16 protein-coding genes are annotated in these 19,872 nt (G+C 70.6%); 8 read left to right on the top strand and 8 right to left on the bottom strand.

All coding sequences use genetic code 11. The features are described from left to right. Nucleotides 1-887 (top strand): 2-C-methyl-D-erythritol 2,4-cyclodiphosphate synthase (gene ispF / locus VGE03_RS00315; protein ID WP_331044467.1); only part of this gene is annotated, 887 nt, incomplete at its 5' end. Here the strand turns inward: ispF and VGE03_RS00320 are convergent. Beyond that, nucleotides 884-3,178, bottom strand: coding sequence for a fused MFS/spermidine synthase (locus VGE03_RS00320; protein WP_331044468.1), 2,295 nt, complete (start codon nt 3,176-3,178; stop codon nt 884-886). The two genes, ispF and VGE03_RS00320, sit on opposite strands and share 4 nt — an antisense overlap. Nucleotides 3,179-3,258: 80 nt before the next feature. Between VGE03_RS00320 and VGE03_RS00325 the strand changes: the two genes are divergently transcribed. Both VGE03_RS00325 and VGE03_RS00330 read left to right on the top strand, forming a co-directional pair. Beyond that, on the top strand, nt 3,259-3,750 hold the full coding sequence (locus tag VGE03_RS00325) for a CinA family protein (RefSeq protein WP_331044469.1): 492 nt from the start codon (nt 3,259-3,261) through the stop codon (nt 3,748-3,750). Then, nucleotides 3,747-3,980 (top strand): sulfurtransferase TusA family protein, encoded by a 234-nt coding sequence (locus VGE03_RS00330; protein WP_331044470.1) that lies wholly within the window; start codon nt 3,747-3,749, stop codon nt 3,978-3,980. The genes VGE03_RS00325 and VGE03_RS00330 overlap by 4 nt, the downstream gene beginning before the upstream one ends. Here VGE03_RS00330 and VGE03_RS00335 read toward each other — a convergent pair. After that, on the bottom strand, nt 3,943-4,800 hold the full coding sequence (locus VGE03_RS00335) for a YihY/virulence factor BrkB family protein (RefSeq protein ID WP_414644862.1): 858 nt from the start codon (nt 4,798-4,800) through the stop codon (nt 3,943-3,945). The genes VGE03_RS00330 and VGE03_RS00335 overlap by 38 nt on opposite strands. A gap of 285 nt (nt 4,801-5,085) precedes the next feature. Between VGE03_RS00335 and VGE03_RS00340 the strand changes: the two genes are divergently transcribed. Next, the gene (locus VGE03_RS00340; RefSeq protein WP_331044472.1) at nt 5,086-6,405 is read left to right on the top strand and encodes a diguanylate cyclase domain-containing protein; all 1,320 of its coding nucleotides are present in this window, start codon (nt 5,086-5,088) and stop codon (nt 6,403-6,405) included. Then, nucleotides 6,405-6,803 carry a lysozyme inhibitor LprI family protein gene (locus tag VGE03_RS00345; protein ID WP_331044473.1) on the top strand — a complete coding sequence of 133 codons (399 nt, stop codon included), beginning with the start codon at nt 6,405-6,407 and terminating at the stop codon, nt 6,801-6,803. Before VGE03_RS00340 ends, VGE03_RS00345 begins: the two co-directional genes overlap by 1 nt. A gap of 13 nt (nt 6,804-6,816) precedes the next feature. Here the strand turns inward: VGE03_RS00345 and mfd are convergent, their stop codons facing one another. After that, nucleotides 6,817-10,269, bottom strand: a complete 3,453-nt coding sequence (gene mfd, locus VGE03_RS00350; protein WP_331044474.1) for a transcription-repair coupling factor — start codon at nt 10,267-10,269, stop codon at nt 6,817-6,819. Further along, a complete protein-coding gene (locus VGE03_RS00355; protein WP_331044475.1) occupies nt 10,269-10,586 on the bottom strand; it encodes a succinate dehydrogenase assembly factor 2 in 318 nt (105 codons plus the stop codon). Before VGE03_RS00355 ends, mfd begins: the two co-directional genes overlap by 1 nt. A 150-nt stretch (nt 10,587-10,736) precedes the next feature. On the opposite strand from VGE03_RS00355, the gene VGE03_RS00360 reads away from it, so the two are divergent. Both VGE03_RS00360 and recG read left to right on the top strand, forming a co-directional pair. After that, nucleotides 10,737-11,594 (top strand): DUF6065 family protein, encoded by an 858-nt coding sequence (locus VGE03_RS00360; RefSeq protein ID WP_331044476.1) that lies wholly within the window; start codon nt 10,737-10,739, stop codon nt 11,592-11,594. A 38-nt stretch (nt 11,595-11,632) separates the two neighbouring features. Then, a complete protein-coding gene (recG, locus tag VGE03_RS00365) occupies nt 11,633-13,720 on the top strand; it encodes an ATP-dependent DNA helicase RecG (protein ID WP_331044477.1) in 2,088 nt (695 codons plus the stop codon). Here the strand turns inward: recG and VGE03_RS00370 are convergent. The 4 genes from VGE03_RS00370 to kdsA are packed head-to-tail and all read right to left on the bottom strand — an operon-like array spanning nt 13,717 to nt 18,157. Beyond that, entirely contained in the window at nt 13,717-14,826 is a 1,110-nt protein-coding gene (locus VGE03_RS00370; protein WP_331044478.1) for a DUF3089 domain-containing protein, read from the bottom strand. The two genes, recG and VGE03_RS00370, sit on opposite strands and share 4 nt — an antisense overlap. Next, nucleotides 14,823-15,824 (bottom strand): ADP-glyceromanno-heptose 6-epimerase, encoded by a 1,002-nt coding sequence (gene rfaD, locus VGE03_RS00375; protein WP_331044479.1) that lies wholly within the window; start codon nt 15,822-15,824, stop codon nt 14,823-14,825. The genes VGE03_RS00370 and rfaD overlap by 4 nt, the downstream gene beginning before the upstream one ends. Further along, nucleotides 15,824-17,278, bottom strand: coding sequence for a D-glycero-beta-D-manno-heptose 1-phosphate adenylyltransferase (rfaE2, locus tag VGE03_RS00380; RefSeq protein ID WP_331044480.1), 1,455 nt, complete (start codon nt 17,276-17,278; stop codon nt 15,824-15,826). The genes rfaD and rfaE2 overlap by 1 nt, the downstream gene beginning before the upstream one ends. A gap of 18 nt (nt 17,279-17,296) precedes the next feature. Further along, nucleotides 17,297-18,157 carry a 3-deoxy-8-phosphooctulonate synthase gene (kdsA, locus tag VGE03_RS00385; protein ID WP_331044481.1) on the bottom strand — a complete coding sequence of 287 codons (861 nt, stop codon included), beginning with the start codon at nt 18,155-18,157 and terminating at the stop codon, nt 17,297-17,299. A gap of 111 nt (nt 18,158-18,268) precedes the next feature. Here kdsA and VGE03_RS00390 point away from each other — a divergent pair, with 111 nt between their 5' ends. Continuing rightward, entirely contained in the window at nt 18,269-19,729 is a 1,461-nt protein-coding gene (locus tag VGE03_RS00390) for a deoxyribodipyrimidine photo-lyase (RefSeq protein WP_331044482.1), read from the top strand. Nucleotides 19,730-19,872 lie beyond the last annotated feature (143 nt).

Consider the following 19,872-nt stretch of genomic DNA (forward strand, 5'->3'; position numbering starts at 1 on the left):
TGGCCGCGCTGAGCGCCCCGCCCGACCAGCCGGTGCTGATCCATGACGCGGCTCGCCCATTGCTGGATCGAGCCGTGATCGATCGCCTTCTCGCCGCGCTGGACGGCGCGGACGGCGCCCTGCCCGCCCTGCCCGTCGCCGACAGCCTGCGACGCGGAGCCGACGGGTTGATGACCGACACGGTCGATCGCGAAGACCTGTGGCGGGCGCAGACCCCCCAGGCCTTCCGGCGCGGCGTGATCGAAGCGGCCTATGCGACCTGGCCGTCTTCCGAAACGCCGACCGACGAGGCCATTGTGGTCCAACGCCACGGCGGCCGCGTCGCCCTGGTCGACGGCGATCCGCGCCTGATGAAGCTGACCTATCCGGAGGATTTCGCCATGGCCGAAGCTATGCTGCCGCGCCAGATCCGCATCGGCTCCGGCTACGATGTCCACCGCTGGGGCCCCGGCGGGGCCGTCTGGCTGTGCGGCGTCGAAATCCCGCACGACCAGACGCTGATCGGCCATTCGGACGCCGACGCCGGTCTGCACGCCCTGACCGACGCCATTCTGGGCGCGATTGGAGAGGGTGATATCGGCGACCACTTCCCGCCCACCGACGACACCTGGAAGGGCGCGCCGTCCGACCTGTTCCTGAAGCACGCCGCCGGTCTGGTGACCGCGCGCGGCGGCCGTATCTCGAACGTGGACGTCACCCTGATCTGCGAGCGCCCCAAGGTGAAGCCGCACCGTCAGGCCATGCGCGAGCGGCTGGCCGACATCCTCGGCATCCCGCTGGACGCCGTCAGCGTGAAGGCCACCACCAGCGAGGGACTGGGCTTCACCGGTCGCGGCGAGGGTCTGGCGGCCCAGGCCGTGGCGACGGTCGAACTGCCCGCCGCCTAGCGCCCCGGAGGCGGCTCCGGGAACTGGCTGCGCCACAGCGAGCCGAACAGGTTGACGTAGTCGTCGGTCCACGGCCGCACCGTCGTCTCGCCGACGCCCCGCCAGCGATTGTCGCGCCGGAAGTCGGCCAGGCCCGCCTCGCTGGGCGACAGGATGATGGCCTCGGTGGCCGCCTCGGCCATGCTGGACACCTCGCTGGTGTCGTACGAGATCTGGTGCAGGGCGGGCACGCCCAGCGCCTGCGCCGCCGCGATGCTGGGCAGTGTGATGTCCAGATTGCGGTTCGACAGGTGCAGCAGGACGACGCCGTTGGGCTTCAGCAGTCGCAGGTAGCCCCGGATGGCCTCGACCGTCAGCAGGTGGGTCGGCACCGCGTCCGACGAGAAGGCGTCGATGATCAGCAGGTCATAGCTGCCGACCGGTTGCTGGTTCAGCGTCAGGCGCGCATCGCCCAGCACGGTCTGGACCGGTCCCTCGGCGCAGTCGGAGATGTAGCTGAACCAGCGCGGATCGCGCGACAGCCGGTTCACCATCGGATCGATCTCGAAGAAGGTCAGCCGGTCCTGCGGACGCTTGTAGGCCGCCATTGCGCCTGAGCCCTGCCCGACGACGCCGATGTTGGCCGGGCCGCGTCCCCGGATCATCAGGGCCGACTGCCCGATCGGCGTGTTGACGTTGTAGTAGAGGGTCGGCGCACAGCGGTTGTCCCCCGTCTGCGCCTGGGCGCCGTGCAGGGTCGTGCCGTGCATCAGGACATGGGTGTTCCGGCCGAGCATGGCGTCATTGATGTTGGCCACCCGCATCACGCCGAAGAAGCTGCGCTCCGAGTAGCTCCAGTCATAGCCGCGGGCGATCCACTGGGACGACAGGGAGATCATCACCAGGATGGCGGTGAAGACCAGCGCCCGGTCGCGGGTCAGGAAGGCGCAGATCGCCGCCGGCACCAGGATCACCATGGCCAGCTGCGACATGCCCAGCGGGAAGACCCGGTAGAAGAAGCCGCGGGCCTCGTCGTTGGAATCCAGCCACACGGACAGCAGCACCGGCGCCGCGGCGACGACCCCGGCGGCCACGAGGGCGCCGATGTACTGGCCGTCGATCCGCCCCCGGCCCCACGGGCGCAGCAGGCCGACCAGCACCAGCACCAGCGGGTACTCCCACACCATGTCGAAGATCACCGGCGCGACCAGGGCGGTGAAGGCGCCGCCCACGACGCCGCCCAGCGACATCAGCAGGTAGAACTCTGTCAGCCGGTCCGGGGCCGGACGCCGCGCCGCCAGCAGCTGGTGGCACATCAGGGTGGTGAAGAAGAAGGCCAGGATGTTGATGCCGAACGCCATGCCCCAGTTGGCCGACCGGAACGCCACCAGCAGCACGCAGACCGCGCCGACCGCGGCCTGGATGATCAGGGTGATCGGCAGCGGGATCCACGGCCGGCTCTGGAAGGCGATGACGAAGGTCAGCAGGTAGAGCGCCAGCGGGATCACCCACAGGAAGGGCGCCGAGGCCACGTCGGTCGACAGGTGGGCGGTGACGCCCAGCATCAGGCTGGACGGCGCGGCGGCCAGCAGGACCAGCATCCCCTTGTCCCGCCAGGCGATCGGTTCGCTCTTCTCCAGCGGGGCGGGCTCGGCGGTGCGATCCAGGCGGCGGCTCCACACCACCAGCGCCAGGGCCACCACGAGCACGACGAAGACGCCGTAGCCGCCGGTCCAGCCCCAGCGCTGGCCGGACAGGGTGGTCAGCGGCTCGATCAGGATCGGATAGGACAGCAGGGCCAGGAAGCTGCCGAGGTTGGAGGCCGCGTACAGGACATAGGGGTTCTGGCCGTCCGGATAGCCGACCCGCACGCGGGCGTACCAGGCCTGCAGCAGGGGCGCGGTGGCGGACAGGACGGCGAACGGCGCGCCGACCGACAGGGTCAGGGTCGCCAGCAGCCACCAGATCGGGGTCGAGGGATTGGGGTCGCCCAGCCAGCCGTTGATGTGCAGCGGCAGGAACAGGGCCGCCGCCGCCAGCAGCGCCAGATGGATGCCCACCTGCGCCTTGATCGACCGAACCTTCTGAACCGCGTGGGCGTAGCCGTAGCCGGCCAGCAGCGCCGTCTGGAAGAAGACCATCGAGGTGTTCCAGACCGAGGGCGATCCGCCCAACATCGGCAGGACCAGCTTGGTCACCATCGGCTGGACCACGAAGACCAGCGAGGCCGAGGTGAAGATGGCCACGGCGAACAGGATGGGGGTCAGCCGATCCGCCGGAAGCGGCGCCGTATCGATGGTGGTCTCGCTCATGCCCGCCCCGTATGCTGTCGCCCGTATGACGCACGGTCACCCTAGACCGACTCGACACCCGTTCGGAAAGCCCCTGACCCATGTTCCCTGACGATATCGAGGCCCTCGCCCGCCGCGTGGTCGCCGAGGCGGCGGCCGGCGGGGTGATGATCGCCACCGCCGAGAGCTGCACGGGCGGTCTGGTCGCCGCCGCCCTGACGCAGGTGGCGGGCTCGTCGGCGGTCGTGGACCGCGGCTTCGTCACTTACAGCAATGAGGCCAAGAGCGACCTCGTGGCCGTGCCCGTCGCCCTGATCGCCGCCCACGGCGCGGTGTCCGAACCGGTCGCCCGCGCCATGGCCGAAGGCGCCGTGGCCAACTCCCGGGCGGCGGTCTCGGTGGCCATCACCGGCATCGCGGGCCCGGGGGGCGGATCGGCGGACAAGCCGGTGGGGCTGGTTCACTTCGCCGCAGCCGGACCGGCCGGGTTGATCCATGTCGAGAAGCGCTTCGGCGACATCGGGCGGGAGCAGGTGCGACTGGCCAGTGTGGGCGTGGCGCTGGAGCTGCTGCTGGACCGGATCGGCGGATGACCGTCATCGACGCCCGCGGCCATCGCTGCCCGACCCCCAGCCTGAAGCTGCAGAAGGCCTTCCACGCCGCCGCGCCGGGCGCCCGCCTGACCCTGCTGGCGACCGATCCCATGGCGCGGATCGACGTGCCCTTCCTGATGCAGGACCTGGGCGGCGAGGTGCTGTCCGTCGAGGAGGCCGACGGCGTCCTGACTATCGCGGTCGCGAAGCCCGGCGCTCCGACAGGCTGACCACGGTCTTGCCGCCGTCGCCTTCGCCGTCCATCGTCTCGGCGGGGCCGTCGATCTCGCGGGCGGCGATCTCCATCTCGGTGGTGAAGGCGCCGCCGTAGAAGATGGCGTTGACGTTCCACGACAGCCAGATCAGCAGCACCACGACCGCGCCGACCGAGCCGTAGGTCGCGCCCAGCGGGGCGATCTGCTCGACATAGATGGCGCACAGCCAGGACGAGATGGTCGACATCACCGTCGCCACCAGACCGCCGGCGATCGACGGGGCCCAGGCCACCGGCGCCGTGTGGGACATGGCGTAGCGGTAGAGCATGGTCAGGCCGATCGCGAGCCCGAGCGCGGGCCACAGGCCGTCCAGCGACAGGCCTCCGCCGCCGCCCGCGCCGGTGGTCGGCCCGGCGTGCTCCAGCAGGCGCGAGGTCACGACCGCACCCGACACCACGGTGAACAGGGCGAAGGCGAACAGGGCCACGAAGAAGGCCAGCAGGTTGAACTTGAAGAAGCCGTGCGGCTCGGTCTCGTCGTGGATCAGATTCAGCCCCGCTAGCAGGGCCTTGAAGCCGCGATGCGCGGCGTATCCGCCGATGACGAGGGCGAAGAAGCTCTGGGCCGAGACGGTGCTGGCCGAGGCGTTGGCCAGTCGCTGGATCTCCTGCTCGAAGATGGCGCGGGCCGCATGGGGCATGACGTCGGCCAGGGCCGCCGCCTGCTCGCTGACCTGCCCGATCGACAGGACCACCTTGTAGAAGCCGATCAGGATGGCGATGGCGGGGAAGACGGCCAGCAGGGCGAAGAAGGACACCCCGCCCGTATAGAGCATGACGTCGCGGCCCCAGCTGCGCGTGAAGGCCCGGACCGAGAGTCGTCCCCACAGCTTCGGCGCGGCCCAGCGCGCCGCCGCGTTGATGTCAGTCCCAGCCCGCAAACCCGTACCCGCAGCCGCCCAAGAGACTGTATTTACCGCAATTCGGTCCGCTGGGAACCGGTCCAGTGACAGTCCCGAGAATCCGCACCGGGGGCCGTTGCCTCCCGACCGGGGTCGTCGCTATGGTCCCCGCCCTGAAGAGCGCCCATGGGGCCGGCGCGATCGGGAGAGGCCGTCCCTTTGGCAATTGATCCGCGCATTCTGGTCGTCGCTCCGGACGACGACCTGATCGGCCCGCTGTGTCAGGGGCTGGACGCGCTCGGCTGGCGCACGGTGACCGCGCGCTCGCTGGCCGGCGCCGTGCAGGTGCTGATCGACTGGCCGCTCGAAGCGGTGATTCTGGACGCATCCCTGGCCGAGGCCGAGGAAGGCGTTCTCGCCATGCGCCAGACCGTTTCGCCGCGACGCCTGCCGGTCATGGCCGTGGGGCCCGCGACCGCCGAGTGGGACCCCGGCGCCGTCGACATCGCCATGACCGCCGCGCCGCACGCGGCCCAGGCGGCGATCCGGCTGGAGAATCTCGTGCGCGGCGCCATCGCCGAGGAAGAGGTCAGCCTGCGCGAGGCCACCTTCGCGGCGCGCGGCGAACCACTGGTCACCCCCGAACAGGAAACCGCGCCGCTGCGGGTGCTGGCGGCCGGCAAGCCGGACCGTCACTTCCTCGCCCTCTCCAACGCCCTCACCGATCTCGGCTGCGAGGTGGTTGCCGCGCCGACGCCCTACACCGCCTTCGACTATCTGCACGAACGCCCGTTCGACGCCGCGGTGCTGTGGGGCGCCGAGGATCACGCCCCGGCCCTGTCGATCGCCTCGGGCATGAAGCGGAACACCCGGCTCTATCACGTGCCGGCGATCCTCTATCTGCGCGGCTCCGGCGAGATCAATCTGGCCGAGCTCTACAACCGCGGCTTCGCCGATGTGGCCGCCGCCGACACGCGCGAGGAAGAGACCGCGCACCGGATCGTCGCCCTGGCCCGGGCGCACCGCCGCCACGTCGCCATCCGCCGGGCGCTGGAGAGCGCCCGCGGCTCGGGCCTGACCGACCCGGCCACCGGCCTGTTCACCCCCGAACTGTTCGCCAGCCATCTGGCCCGCATCGCCGAGGGCGCCCGCCTGCGCCGCCGTCCGCTGTCGGTCGCCGTCCTGCGCGTAGCCGAGACCGAAGCGGTCGCCGGCGCGCGCGAGGGCGGCTGGCTGGATCGCGCCCTGCCCCAGATCGGCGCCATGGTCTCGCGCCTGATCCGCACCGAGGACACGGCCGCCCGTCTGTCGGCGGACTTCTTCGCCCTGGCCCTCCCCGCCACCAAGGGCCCCGCCGCCCGCATCGCCGCCGACCGCATCGCCGCGGTCATCAGCTGCACCGCCTTCGACGCCGGCCCGGATCGCTCGCCTTTCGTGGTGGAGTTCGAGGTCGGGGTGGCCGAGGTCATGCCGGGCGAATCCCCCGCCGTGGTGCTGGAACGCGCCTCGAACGACCTCGGCGTCTCGGGCCCGCGCTGATGCCGGTGCTCGCCACCCTGCTGTTCGGCGCGGCCCTGATGCAGGACCCGCCCGCGCCCGGCGCCGCCTACGCGGCCTGTCTGGATCGCGCCGGTGGCGTCACCAGCGAGATGCGGGACTGTTCGGCGGCCGAATATGAGCGGCAGGACGCGGCGCTGAACGCGACCTACCGCGACCTGATGGCCCGCCTGCCCGCGGACCTGAAGACGGAACTGCGCGACGCCCAGCGGGCCTGGATCGGCTTCCGCGACGCCGAATGCGACTACCGCTCCCTCGCGCAGGGCGGAACCCTCGGCCTGCTGGTCCGGGACAGTTGCTGGCTCGACCTGACGACGGCGCGGGTCGCGCGTCTGCGCAACGAGCTGGAAATCGTCACGGAGCTGGGCGCGCCGTACTGACGCGCAGCGGCCCTCAGGCCGCTCCCGCCACCCGGGCCAGATCGGCGGTGATCCGCTCGGCGACCTTCAGGCGGTCCTCCGGCGTGTCCCAGTCGCCCTTCACGACGATCTTCTGATCCGGCCGGATCTTCCAGAAGGCGTGGTTCTTCTGGATCAGGCCCACCAGCCCCACCGGATTGGGGAAGCTGTTGTCGCGCAGGGTCAGGACCGCGCCCTTGGGCCCCACGTCGATGCGCTCGATGTGGGCGGTCTTGCAGTTGGCCTTGATGCCGACGATGCGCAGCAGCTGCTTGGCCTCGTCCGGCAGCGGACCGAAGCGGTCGATCAGCTCGGCGGCCAGGGCCTCGCGGCTCTCGTTGTTCTCGGCGTCCGACAGACGGCGATAGAGGCTCAGGCGGACGTTCAGGTCCGGGACGTAATCCTCTGGAATCAATACAGCCGCGCCGACGTTGATGGCCGGAGACCAGCCGCGATCGACCACCCCGCCCTCGCCCGCCTGACGCAGCTCGGCGACGGCGTCCTCGAGCATCTGCTGGTACAGTTCGACGCCCACCTCGCGGATGTGGCCCGACTGTTCGTCGCCCAGCAGATTGCCGCCGCCGCGCTGGTCCAGGTCGTGGCTGGCCAGCTGGAAGCCGGCGCCGAGGTTGTCCAGCGACTGCAGCACCTGCAGGCGCCGCTCGGACGACAGGGACAGGGGCTTGTGGGCGTCCGTGGTCAGATAGGCGAAGGCGCGGGCCTTGGCCCGGCCGATCCGCCCCCGGATCTGGTGCAGCTGCGCCAGGCCGAACATATCCGCCTTGTGTACAATCAAGGTGTTGGCCGTCGGAACATCAAGTCCGGACTCAACAATGGTCGTGGACAGCAGCAGGTCGTAACTGCCGTCGTAGAAGGCGCTCATCACGTCTTCCAGCTGGGTCGGCGACATCTGGCCGTGGCCGACCACGAACTTGATCTCGGGCACCTGCTCGCGAAGGAATTTCTCGATGTCCGGCAGGTCGCTGAGGCGCGGCACGACGTAATAGGCCTGCCCGCCGCGGTATTTCTCGCGCAGCAGGGCCTCGCGGACCAGCACCGGATCCCACGGGGTGACGTAGGTGCGCACCGCCAGACGATCGACCGGCGGGGTGGCGATGATCGACATCTCGCGGATGCCCGACAGCGCCATCTGCAGGGTGCGCGGGATGGGGGTGGCGGTCAGGGTCAGCAGGTGCACGTCGGCGCGAAGCGACTTGAGCTTCTCCTTGTGCTTGACCCCGAAATGCTGCTCCTCGTCGACGATCACGAGACCCAGGTCCTTGAAGCCGACCTGCTCGCTCAGCACCGCATGGGTGCCGACGACGATCTCGAACGAACCGTCCTTCAGGCCCGCGCGCGTCTCGGCGGCGTCCTTGGCGGTGACCATGCGCGACAGGTGGCGGACCTTGATCGGCCAGCCGGCGAAGCGCTCGGAGAAGGTCTTGAAATGCTGACGCGCCAGCAGGGTGGTCGGGCAGACGACCGCGACCTGCTGACCGCTCATGGCGACGACGAAGGCGGCGCGCAGGGCCACCTCGGTCTTGCCGAAGCCGACGTCGCCGCAGACCAGACGGTCCATCGGCGTGCCCTTGCCCAGATCCTCCAGCACGTCGCCGATGGCGTTCAGCTGGTCGTCCGTCTCCTCATAGGGGAAGCGGGCGCAGAACTCGTCGAACAGCCCCTGCGGCGGGGTGATGGCGTCGGACGTGCGCAAGGAGCGCTTGGCCGCCAGCGCGATCAGCCCCTCGGCCATATCGCGCAGCCGCTGCTTGGCCTTGGCCTTGCGCGCCTGCCAGCCCGCGCCGCCCAGCCGGTCCAGTTGCACCCCGTCGGCGTCGGTGCCGTAGCGGGTCAGCAGGTCGATGTTCTCGACCGGCAGGTAGAGCTTGCTCTCGCCCGCGTACATCAGCTCCAGACAGTCGTGCGGCGCGTCCTGGATCTCGAGCGTCTTCAGCCCGTCATAACGGCCGATGCCGTGATCCAGGTGGACGACCAGATCGCCCGCCGTCAGGGCCGAGGCCTCGGCGAGGAAGTTCGACGCCCGGCGCTTCTTGCGCGGCCGCGCCAGTCGGTCGCCGAGGATGTCGGTCTCGGAGATGACGGCCAGACCGTCCGTCTCGAACCCGTGCTCGACCGGCAGCACGCCGCGCAGGAACAGGCCGTCCGGCGCCGTCTGCACATCGGCCCAGTCGCGCACGGCGACCACATGCTCCAGCCCGTGATCCGACAGCATGGCCGCCAGACGTTCGGACGAGCCCTCGGTCCACGAGGCGAACAGGACGCGCTTGCCCGCGGCCTTCAGGCTCTGGGCGTGGTTCGCCACCGCCTCGAACAGATTGACGCTGTCCTGCGACCGCTCGGCGGTGAAGGCGCGCCCCAGACGCCCGCCGGCGTCCTCGCCCCCGCTCGAGAACGGCGACAGGCGCAGGACGCTGCGTCCCGCCAGCGCGCTGTTCCAGTCGGCTTCCGGCAGATAGAGGCGTTCGGGCGGCAGGGCGCGGTTAGCCGCCCCGCCCTTGGCCTGCGCCGCATCGCGGCGCGCCTCCCAGGCGTCGGCCGTCAGGGTCCAGCGCTCGGCGCGGGCGGCTTCGGCCTGGTTGTCGAGGAAGACCGGCGCCTGATCCGGCAGATAGTCGAACAGGGTCTCCAGCCGTTCGTAGAGCAGCGGCAGCCAGTGCTCCATGCCCTGACGGCGCGCGCCCTCGCTGACGGCGGCGTACAGCGGATCGTCGCCGCCCGCGCCGAACAGGTTGAGGTAGCCGGTGCGGAAGCGGGAGATGCCCTCCGGCGTCAGCAGGGCCTCGGACACGGGGGCCAGCGAGATCGACCGCATCTGGCCCGTCGACCGCTGGGTCGCCGGATCGAAGGTGCGGATCGTCTCCAGCTCGGAGCCGAACATGTCGAGGCGCACAGGCTCCTCGAAGCCCGGCGGGAAGACGTCGATGACCCCACCGCGCACGGCGAACTCGCCCCGCTCGGACACGGTCGAGGCGCGGAGGTAGCCGTTGGCCGCGAAATACCGCTCCAGCGCCGCCGTATCGAGGTCGAGGCCGACCGTCGTCTCGAAGCCCGCGCCGCAGGTGATTTCGCGCGGCGGCGTGCGCTGGGTGGCGGCGGCGATGGTCGTGGTGACCAGCAGCGGGCGACGGTCATCCGCCTCCCGGCAGGCCAGTCTGGTCAGCGCCGCCATCCGCTCGGCCGAGACCGAAGCGGTCGGGCTCAGGCGGTCGTAGGGCAGACAGTCCCACGCCGGAAACTCAATGACCTCAATATCATTGGCGAAGAACCGGAATGCCTGGGTGAACTCGCCCATGCGGGCATAGTCACGGGCGACGAACAGGCCGACGCCGCCCTCGGCCCGCAGGCGTTCCGCCACCGTCAGGGCGTCCAGCCCCTCGGGCGCGCCGCCCAGCTCCCGGTCGCCCCGGGTCGGGGTCATCGCATCCATCAACCGGCCCCCTTCGCCACCTCGGCGGCGACGTGGGCGGCCATGAAGGCGCGGATCTTCGTCATCAGGCTGCCGTCGTACTTCTCGGGCGTCGGCGCGGTCTGGATGATCCAGGCGTAGAGGGCGTGGTCGTCGTCCTCCATCAGCAGGTCCTCGAACAGGTCCAGCTCCTCCGGCGTCAGGGTCGGGCCGACCTGATCGGCGAACGGCCCCAGCACCAGATCGGCCTCGCGGAAGCCGCGCCGCCATGCGCGGAAGGCGATCCGGCCCAGCCGCTGTTCCCGGGTTTCGTTCAGACGCGCGTTCGTGTCGGCCACAAGAATCCTTGCCCGGTCAGTCCAGATGAAGTGAGGCCCGAGATAGGCTCTCGGTTCCCGTTTTTCCAGCGGAACCACCTTCCGGGCGCCGTCATAAAAGCTTGCGGCCCGCCGCCTAAGCCGAAGCCATCGGCAGATTGGGAATCGAAGATGGCGAAGCGGCTCAAGGGATCGGCGCCGGCGCGACCGAAGGGCGCGACGGTCCGCGCCGCCGGGACCGAGCTGGTCTGCTATGTCCGTCAGGGCTGGACGCCCCGCATCGCCCCGGCCTCGGCGAAGCGGCAATGGATGACCGACACGCCCGAAAGCTTCGCCTACCGCTGCCTGCCGCTGGCCATCGCCAACGCCCACGGCTGGGATGTGCTCAGCCCCTGCGGCTTCTCGGCCCGCTGGCACGGCGGCCAGAACACCGGCTCGATCGAGATCAGGCTGGACCCCGGCACGGACCCGAAGAAGGCCCCGGTGTCCGAGTTCGGCAACGGCATCCTGACCTTCCACGTCGACGGGATCATGCGCACCTCGGAGGGCTGGAACCTGTGGGTCGGCGGCCCGCCCAACGCCTTCAAGGACGGCATCGCGCCGCTCAGCGGGATCATCGAGACCGACTGGTCGCCCTACACCTTCACCATGAACTGGCGCTTCACCCGGCCCGACGTCTGGGTGCGGTTCGAGGAGAACGAGCCCTTCTGCCACTTCTTCCCGACCCCGCGCGGCGCGGTGGCCGGTCTGAAGCCCGAACTGCGCCCGATGGAGGACGAACCGGGCCTGCTGGAAACCTATGACGCCTGGGCCGTCTCGCGCGCCGAATTCCAGGAGTGGGCGCGGCGCACCAAGCCCTCCGCCCCGGCCGACCAGTGGCAGAAGCTCTACTATCGCGGCCTGCATCCGCAGGGGCACGCCGGGCCCGACGACCATGAGACCAAGCTGCGGCTTTCGGAATTCCGCCAGACCGGCTCCCGCCGCGTCTGCCCGGTCGATCACGCCAGGCTTCGCAAGCGTGACGGATAGGGACGACGGGCGTCCGCGCCCGCTATACCTTGGCCCTGATGCGGCCCCAGATTCTCTTCCCGCTGTTCGCCGAGGTCTCCACCCTGAAGGGCGTGGGGCCCAAGGTGCTGCCGCTCGTGCAGAAGGTGGCCGGGCCGCTGGTCCGCGACGTCGCCTTCCTGTCGCCCTCCGGCGTGGTCGTGCGTCGCCCGATGACCGCCGTGGACGCCGTCGAGGGCCAGGTCGGCATCTTCGAGGTGACCGTCGACCGTCTGTTCCTGCCCGGGAAGCCGGGCGTGCCGATCAAGGTGCGGGCGCTGGACAGCACCGGCTTCGTGCATCTGGTCTGGTTCGGCGGCTCCGGCCAGCACATCGACCGCCTGCTGCCGCGCGGCGAGACGCGGCTGGTGTCCGGCAAGGTCGAGCGGTTCAACAACGAGGTCCAGATCGTCCATCCGGACGTATTCAAACTGACCGAGGCCGACGAGATCGCCGCGGTGGAGCCGGTCTATCCGGCGACCCAGGGGCTGGCGTCGCGCAACATCCGCAAGCTGGTTCAGCAGGCGCTGGACCATGCGCCCGAACTGCCGGAATGGCAGGACCCCGCCTGGTTGGCGCGCCAGAAATGGACCGGCTGGCGCGAGGCCCTCGGCGCCCTGCACGCCCCGGCCGGCGACCGTGATCTGGAACCGGACGCCCCCGCGCGGGAGCGGCTGGCCTATGACGAACTGTTCGCCCACCAGCTGGCGCTGGCCCGGCGGCGGCGCGCCCGGCAGATCACCCCGGCCCCGGTCATCCGCCCCGGCGAGGCCTCGGAACGACTGCTGGCCGCCCTGCCCTTCACCCTGACCGGCGCGCAGGCGCGGGCGGTCGAGGAGATCCGCCACGACCTCGCCTCGGGCGAACAGATGGGGCGGTTGCTGCAGGGCGACGTCGGCTCGGGCAAGACGGCGGTCGCGGCGCTGGCGCTGGCCGACGCGGCGGCCTCCGGCTTCCAGGCGGCCCTGATGGCGCCGACAGAGATCCTCGCACGCCAGCACTGGCAGCGTCTGGCGCCGATGCTGGAGGCGGCGGGCGTGCCGACGGTCCTGCTGACCGGCCGCGACAGCCAGGCCGAGCGGCGGCCCAAGCTGACGGCTCTGGCCTCCGGCGAGGCCAAGGTCGCCATCGGCACCCACGCCCTGTTCCAGGACGCGGTCCGCTTCGACCGGCTGGGGCTGGCGGTGATCGACGAACAGCACCGGTTCGGCGTCAACGAGCGCCAGCGGCTGCAGGCCAAGGGCGATCCACGCACCGGCGGCGTCCACCTGCTGACCATGTCGGCCACCCCGATCCCGCGCACGCTGGAGCTGACCCAGTACGGCGAACTGGACGTCTCGCGCCTGACCGAGAAGCCGCCGGGGCGCACCCCGGTCACGACCGCCGTCCTGCCTCTGGCCCGCATCGGCGAGGTGGCGAAGCGGCTGAAGGCGGCGCTGGACGGCGGGGCGCAGGCCTACTGGATCTGTCCGCTGGTGGCCGAGAGCGAGGCCAGCGATCTGGCGGCGGCGGAAGCACGCGCCGCCGACCTGCGCCGCATCCTGCAGGTCGAGGTAGGGCTGGCGCACGGCCAGATGCCGGGGCCGGAGCGGGAGGCGGTGATGGCCGACTTCGCCGACGGGCGGACGCCCTTGCTGGTCGCCACCACGGTGGTCGAGGTCGGGGTCGATGTGCCCAACGCCTCGATCATGGTCATCGAACACGCCGACCGCTTCGGCCTGGCCCAGTTGCACCAGCTGCGCGGACGGGTCGGGCGCGGCAGCGCGGCCTCGACCTGCCTGCTGCTGTACGGCGGCGGCGATGACGGGCTCGGCGAAACGGCGAAGACCCGGCTGGAGACCCTGCGCCGCACCGAGGACGGGTTCGAGATCGCCGAGGAGGACTTCCGGCTCCGCGGCGGCGGCGATCCGCTGGGGCTCAAGCAGAGCGGCTTCCCGGCCTATCGGTTCGCCGACCCCATCCGCCATCGCACCCTGATGCTGGCGGCGGCCGACGACGCCCGGCTGGTGCTGGGGCGCGACCCGGACCTGTTGAGCCCGCGCGGCGAGGCGGTGAAGGTGCTCGAGGCCCTGTTCGACTGGCGCAACGACCGCTCCGGACTGGACTAGGCGGCCGGGCGCGCCGCGCGCCAGGCCGTCAGGCGCGCCTGAACGTCCGCCTCAATATCCCCGTAGAACAGGTTGTAGGGCCTAGACTTTCTGCGATCAGCCCAGCTCCCGGTCAGTTTCAGGGACTCCAGCTTCGGATCGGTGTGGCGCAGCAGGCCGTCGCGGCACTGGGCCGACACCTCGCGCGCCATCAGGGCGGGGCGGGCGCCCCACTCCAGCCCCGTCGCATTGGTCACGCCGCGCTGGGCCCGGGCCGGCGCCGGGGCGGGATCGGTCGAGCCGGTGATCGGGTTCACGCACAGGGCCGGGCGCTCGCCCAGCAGCACCAGCCTGCCGCGCGCATCCCAGACCAGGGCGCGGGTCAGACGCCGGCGGGCGGCGCCGTCATTGCCTTCGCTGACCGGCGACCAGCCGACCACGCAGCCGATCTGGTCCCGCCGGGCGCAGGCGGGCACGGTGCGCGGCAGGGCGTCCGCGGCGGCGACCACATCCATCAGATAGACCGCCACCAGCCGCGCCCGCAGCGCCGGGTCCGCCGCCAGCCGCTCGCGCACCAGCCGGTCCAGCAGCTCCCCGCCCTGCTCCGTCCCGGCCAGCACGATCGGTCCCTGCGGATGGCGCGCGAGCCAGGCGTCGAAGGCCGCCTCGACATCCCGGTAGGCGAAGGCGCGCGCCTCGCGGGCGTCCTCGCGCAGGGTCAGGCGGGTGTAGAGGCTGGCCTGCCGGTAGCGCGGGGCGCTGACGGCTCCGGCGCGGGCGAAGGGACCGGCGTAGTTGGGCAGGACCACGTCCTTCAACCAGCGCTCGCCCTTGCCCTCGCCGATCGGCCCGTTCCAGTGGCGGCCGCCGTCATAGGTGGTCGAATGCACGAAGAAGACCGCCGCCTCCCCGGCCTCCGGCGCGCGCGCGTCCAGCAGGGCCCAGGCGCGCGGGTCGCGATAGTCGGGCGCCGCGGGCGGCGTATAGGTCTGGAACGGCACCTGCGGGTCCAGCCCCGCCTTCAGGATATCGCCGCGCCAGACGGCCACCGCGGCGACCAGCAGCACGACAAGAGCGATGCCGACGATGCCGATCCACTGCCGGAATGTCAGCTTCGCGCGGGTCACCGGTAGGAGTCCGCCTTCATCAGGAAGTCCTGCACATAGCGGCGGACCCCCTCCTCCAGCGGCGTCGACTGCCCGCTGTAGCCGGCGGCGCGGACGCGCTCCATCCGGGCCTCGGTGAAGTACTGGTACTTGTCCCGGATCGACAGCGGCGTGTCGACATACTCGACCTGCGGGGCCTTGCCCGCCGCCGCGAAGGTGGCGTTGGCGAGGTCCAGGAAGGATCGCGCCTGGCCCGATCCGGCGTTGAACACGCCCGACACCGACGGCGTCTCCAGCAGCCAGTCGATGATGTCGACCACGTCCTCGACGAAGACGAAGTCCCGCATCTGGCCGCCGTCGGCGTAGTCGGGATTGTGCGACCGGAACAGGGTGACCGGCTCGCCCGCCTGCACCTTGGGCCAGATCTGGGCCACGACCGACTTCATGCCGCCCTTGTGGTACTCGTTCGGGCCGTAGACGTTGAAGAACTTCAGCCCGGCCCACTGGCCCGGCACATGCCCCCGCGCCGCCTGCTTCACCGCATACTGGTCGAACAGGAATTTCGAATAGCCGTAGGCGTTCAGCGGGCGAAGCGCGGACAGGCCCTCAAGGCTGTTGTCGTCCTCGAACCCCTGATCCCCGTCGCCGTAGGTGGCCGCCGACGAGGCGTAGATCAGCCGCGCATCGCGCTGCGCGCACCAGTCCCAAAGGTCGCGGGACAGGCTGAAATTGGTGCGCATGATCAGGTCGGCGTCGGCCTCGGTCGTCGAGGAGATGGCGCCCATGTGGACGATGGCCTCGACCCGCTCGGCGTGCCGCTCCAGCTTCTCGAACAGCTCTTCCGGCTGCCAGAAGTCGGCGATGCCGTGCTTGGCCAGGTTCTTCCACTTGCCCAGCGCCGCCTCTTCCATGCGGTCGCAGACCACCACGTCATGGCGGTCCCCGGCGCACAGGCGCGCGACGATGTTCGAGCCGATGAAGCCCGCGCCGCCGGTCACCACGATCATTCGCCGGGCCATCAGCTGTCCTTCATCTTCGAGATCGTGCGCGTCGTGGAGAAGCCGTCCTCGAACGTCGCCAGTTTCACCTCGCCGCCCCAGCTTTCCACCAGGTCGCCGCCGACCACGCCCTCGCGGGTGTAATCCGCGCCCTTGATCAGCACATCGGGCCGCAGCCGCTCGATCAGGGCGATAGGGGTCGGGTCGTCGAAGCTGGTCACCCGGTCCACCGACTGCAGGCCGCCGATGACCACGGCGCGGCTGTCCAGATCGTTGATCGGACGCCCCTCGCCCTTCAGGCGGCGCACCGAGGCGTCGGTGTTCAGCGCCACCACCAGCCGGTCGCACCAGCTGCGGGCCTGCGCCAGATAGGCGACGTGGCCGCGGTGCAGGATGTCGAAGCAGCCGTTGGTGAAGCCGACCTTGAGGCCCTGACGCTTCCAGCCCTCGACCACATGCGCCAGTTCGTCCAGCGGCATGACCTTGGCGTGGGCGCCCGAGGCGTGCTGGCTCATCTCGGCGTCGATCAGTTCGGCCGGGGTGACCACGGCGGTGCCCGCCTTGCCGACCACCACGCCCGAGGCGAGGATGGCGAACTCCACCGCCGTCTCCAGCGAGGCGCCCGCGCCCAGCGCCAGCCCCAGCGCCGCCAGCCCCGTATCGCCGGCGCCCGAGACGTCGAACACCTCGCGCGCCCGGCCGGGGAAGTGCTTCGCCTCGCCGCCGCGCCGCATCAGGCTCATGCCCTTGCCCGCGCGGGTGACGATGATGGCCTTGGCCGTCGTCGCGGCCAGCAGGGCGGTCAGGGCCGCCTCGACGTCCGCATCGCTATCGACCGGCAGGCCGGTGGCCCCGGCCAGTTCGCTGGCGTTCGGCTTGATCACATCGACCGCGCCGTATCTGGCGAAGTCCGAGCCCTTGGGATCGACGATCACGGGCGCGCCCGAGGCCCTCGCGGCCTTCAGGGCGTCGTCCAGCAGGGCGGCGGTGACGCTGCCCTTGGCGTAGTCGGAGATCAGGATCGAGGCCGCGCCGTCGAACACGCCGTTGGACGGCAGGGTCCGGTCGCCGGGCTCCTCGTCGTCCAGCCGCAGCAGTTGCTGGCCGGCCGAGACATAGCGGGTCTTCACGATCGTCGGCGCCAGGGGGCTGACCTCGACGAAGCTGTCGACGCCCTCGTCCTGCTTGATCAGGGCCAGCAGCTCGAAGCCCGCCGCGTCCTGCCCGACCGCCGCGCCCAGACGGGCGGCGCCGCCCAGCGACCCGACGTTGCGCGCGACGTTGCCGACCGCCCCGGCCATGGCCACGGTCCGCTTCGCCTTCAGCACCGGGATCGGCGCCTCGGGCGAGATGCGGCTCACCTCGCCATAGACGTAGCGGTCCAGCATCAGGTCGCCGACGCAGGCGACCTTCAGCCCGCGCACGCGCTCCAGAAGCGCCTGCAGTTGTCCCAGATCGAGCGTGCGTTCAGCCATACGGCCGGACTACCGGATTCAGGCCGCCTTCGCCATCCGCGCCTTCGACAGGTCGTCATAGGCGAGCAGATCCGCGGCCAGGGCCTCGAACTCGTTCAGCGGCACCATGTTCGGGCCGTCCGACGGGGCGTTGTCCGGGTCCTGGTGGGTTTCCATGAAAACGGCGTCCACGCCCACGGCCACGGCGGCGCGGGCCAGCACCGGCACGAACTCGCGCTGGCCGCCCGACGACGTGCCCTGCCCGCCCGGCTGTTGCACCGAGTGGGTGGCGTCGAACACGACCGGGCAACCGATCTCACGCAGCACCGGCAGGGCGCGCATGTCGCTGACGAGGGTGTTGTAGCCGAAGCTGGCGCCGCGTTCGCAGGCCATGACGTTCGGATTGCCCGCGCCGGTGACCTTGGCGATGACGTTCTTCATGTCCCACGGGGCCAGGAACTGGCCCTTCTTGATGTTGATCGCCTTGCCGGTGGCGGCGGCGGCCAGCAGCAGGTCGGTCTGGCGGCTCAGGAAGGCCGGGATCTGCAGCACGTCGACCACCTCGCCGGCGATGCGGCAGTGCTCTTCGGTGTGGACGTCGGTCAGGACCGGCAGGCCGATGCTCTCACGGATTTCGGCGAAGATCGGCAGCGAGCCTTCCAGGCCGAAACCGCGCGCGGCGTTGGCGCTGGTGCGGTTCGCCTTGTCGAAGCTGGTCTTGTAGATGATGCCGACGTTCAGGCGCTCGCCGATCTCCTTCAGGGCGGTGGCCATCTCCAGCGCGTGCTGGCGGCTTTCCAGCTGGCACGGGCCGGCGATGAAGACGATGCGCTGGCCGCCGCCGATGCTGACGGGACGGGCGACGCCCTTGATGTCGATGACGGCGTTGGGCTGGGACACGGCGAATTCCTGCGTAAAGCGACTTGGCGACGCGCGGCCCTTGCCGCACCTATGCGGCGATCAGGTGGCGTCGGACGTTGAGGATCGCAAGCTACCACGGAGCCCGGCCGCATGACCACAAGACCCGCCCCCGTCATTCTGTGGTTCCGACGCGACCTTCGCCTGTCCGACAATCCGGCCCTCAATCACGCCGCGGAGACCGGCGCGCCGGTTCTTCCGGTCTACATCCACGACGGGGGTCCGGTTCAGGACCGGGCCGGCGGCGCCTCCCTTTGGTGGCTCGACAAGTCGCTCCGGGCGCTGGATGACAGCCTGAAGGCGCGCGGTTCGCGCCTCATCCTGCGCTCCGGTGATTCGGAGGCCGAGCTGCGCCGCCTGATTGACGAGACCGGCGCCGACACCGTCTTCATGAACCGCCGTTTCGAGCCGGAACTGTTCGTGCGCGACGCGGACATCGCCCATGCGCTGAAGGCCGACGGCGTGGAGGTGAAGGGCTGGAACGGCACGCTGATGTGCCGCCCGGGCGCGGTCCTGAACGGGTCGGGCCAGCCCTACAAGGTCTTCACCCCCTTCCTGAAGGCGCTGCTGGCCGCCGCCGAGCCGCCGCCCCACACCACCGGGCCTCGCGCGATCGGGACACCCCCGGAGCCGGCCGGTGAGACGCTGGACGACTGGGCCCTGCACCCCTCCCGCCCCGACTGGTCCACCGGCTTCGACTGGACACCGGGCGAGGCGGGCGCGTCGGAGGCCCTGTCGCGCTTCCTCACCCAGGGACTGAAGACCTACAGCCGCGACCGCGACTTCCCCGCCGCGCCCGGCTGCAGCCGCCTGTCGCCGCATCTGCATTTCGGCGAGATCCACCCGTGGCGCGCCATCGAGCGCGTCCGCGCCGCCGCCGACGAGGGCAAGGTCGCACAGGCGGAGGCGGACAAGTTCGTCGCCGAACTGGGCTGGCGGGATTTCTCGGCCCACCTCCTGCACCACTTCCCGAAGATCACCGACACCGCCTTCCGCCCCGAGTACGACCGGATGCCCTGGCGCGATGACGAGGCAGGCTTCCGGGCCTGGTGTCAGGGACAGACCGGCTACCCCATCGTCGACGCCGGGATGCGCCAGCTCTGGACGACCGGCTGGATGCACAATCGGGTCCGCATGATCGTCGCCTCCTTTCTCGTAAAGGACCTCCTGATCGACTGGCGGCGGGGCGAGGCGTGGTTCCGGGACACCCTCGTCGATGCCGATTTGGCCAGCAATGTGCAGAATTGGCAGTGGGTTGCGGCATCCGGAGCGGACGCTGCGCCGTATTTCAGGGTGTTCAATCCGATCACCCAGGGGACGAAGTTCGATGCCAAGGGACAGTATGTCCGCCGCTGGATCCCCGAGATCGCGGCCCTGCCCGACAAATGGCTGCATGCGCCATGGACCGCGCCCGCGGACATCCTGCGCGGAGCCGGCGTCCGTCTCGGTCACGACTATCCCCGCCCGATCCTCGACCATGCGGAGGCCCGGGACCGCGCGCTGGAGGCGCTCCGCACCGTCACCGCATCCCGTCACGACGACCCCGGGCATTGACGCCCGGGGGGCGGCTTCCCCACATCATCCCGCATGACGTCGGTCACCGCCGAGCGACATGAGGCCCGGACCCGCACCCCGCGCGGGGTTGCGCTGCTGCTGCGCCTGCTGTCCGCCAACTGGACCTACGGTCGCCTGACCGT

This window comes from Brevundimonas sp. (genome assembly GCF_036400995.1).
Lineage (GTDB): Bacteria > Pseudomonadota > Alphaproteobacteria > Caulobacterales > Caulobacteraceae > Brevundimonas.

Bases quoted from the DNA above. Each gene is read 5' to 3' on its own strand.
- VGE03_RS00320 (WP_331044468.1), bottom strand. From the start codon at position 3,178: ATGAGCGAGACCACCATCGATACGGCGCCGCTTCCGGCGGATCGGCTG.
- VGE03_RS00325 (WP_331044469.1), top strand. From the start codon at position 3,259: ATGTTCCCTGACGATATCGAGGCCCTCGCCCGCCGCGTGGTCGCCGAG.
- VGE03_RS00330 (WP_331044470.1), top strand. From the start codon at position 3,747: ATGACCGTCATCGACGCCCGCGGCCATCGCTGCCCGACCCCCAGCCTG.
- VGE03_RS00335 (WP_414644862.1), bottom strand. From the start codon at position 4,800: ATGCTCTATACGGGCGGGGTGTCCTTCTTCGCCCTGCTGGCCGTCTTC.
- VGE03_RS00345 (WP_331044473.1), top strand. From the start codon at position 6,405: ATGCCGGTGCTCGCCACCCTGCTGTTCGGCGCGGCCCTGATGCAGGAC.
- mfd (WP_331044474.1), bottom strand. From the start codon at position 10,269: ATGGATGCGATGACCCCGACCCGGGGCGACCGGGAGCTGGGCGGCGCG.
- VGE03_RS00360 (WP_331044476.1), top strand. From the start codon at position 10,737: ATGGCGAAGCGGCTCAAGGGATCGGCGCCGGCGCGACCGAAGGGCGCG.
- recG (WP_331044477.1), top strand. From the start codon at position 11,633: ATGCGGCCCCAGATTCTCTTCCCGCTGTTCGCCGAGGTCTCCACCCTG.
- rfaD (WP_331044479.1), bottom strand. From the start codon at position 15,824: ATGGCCCGGCGAATGATCGTGGTGACCGGCGGCGCGGGCTTCATCGGC.
- rfaE2 (WP_331044480.1), bottom strand. From the start codon at position 17,278: ATGGCTGAACGCACGCTCGATCTGGGACAACTGCAGGCGCTTCTGGAG.
- VGE03_RS00390 (WP_331044482.1), top strand. From the start codon at position 18,269: ATGACCACAAGACCCGCCCCCGTCATTCTGTGGTTCCGACGCGACCTT.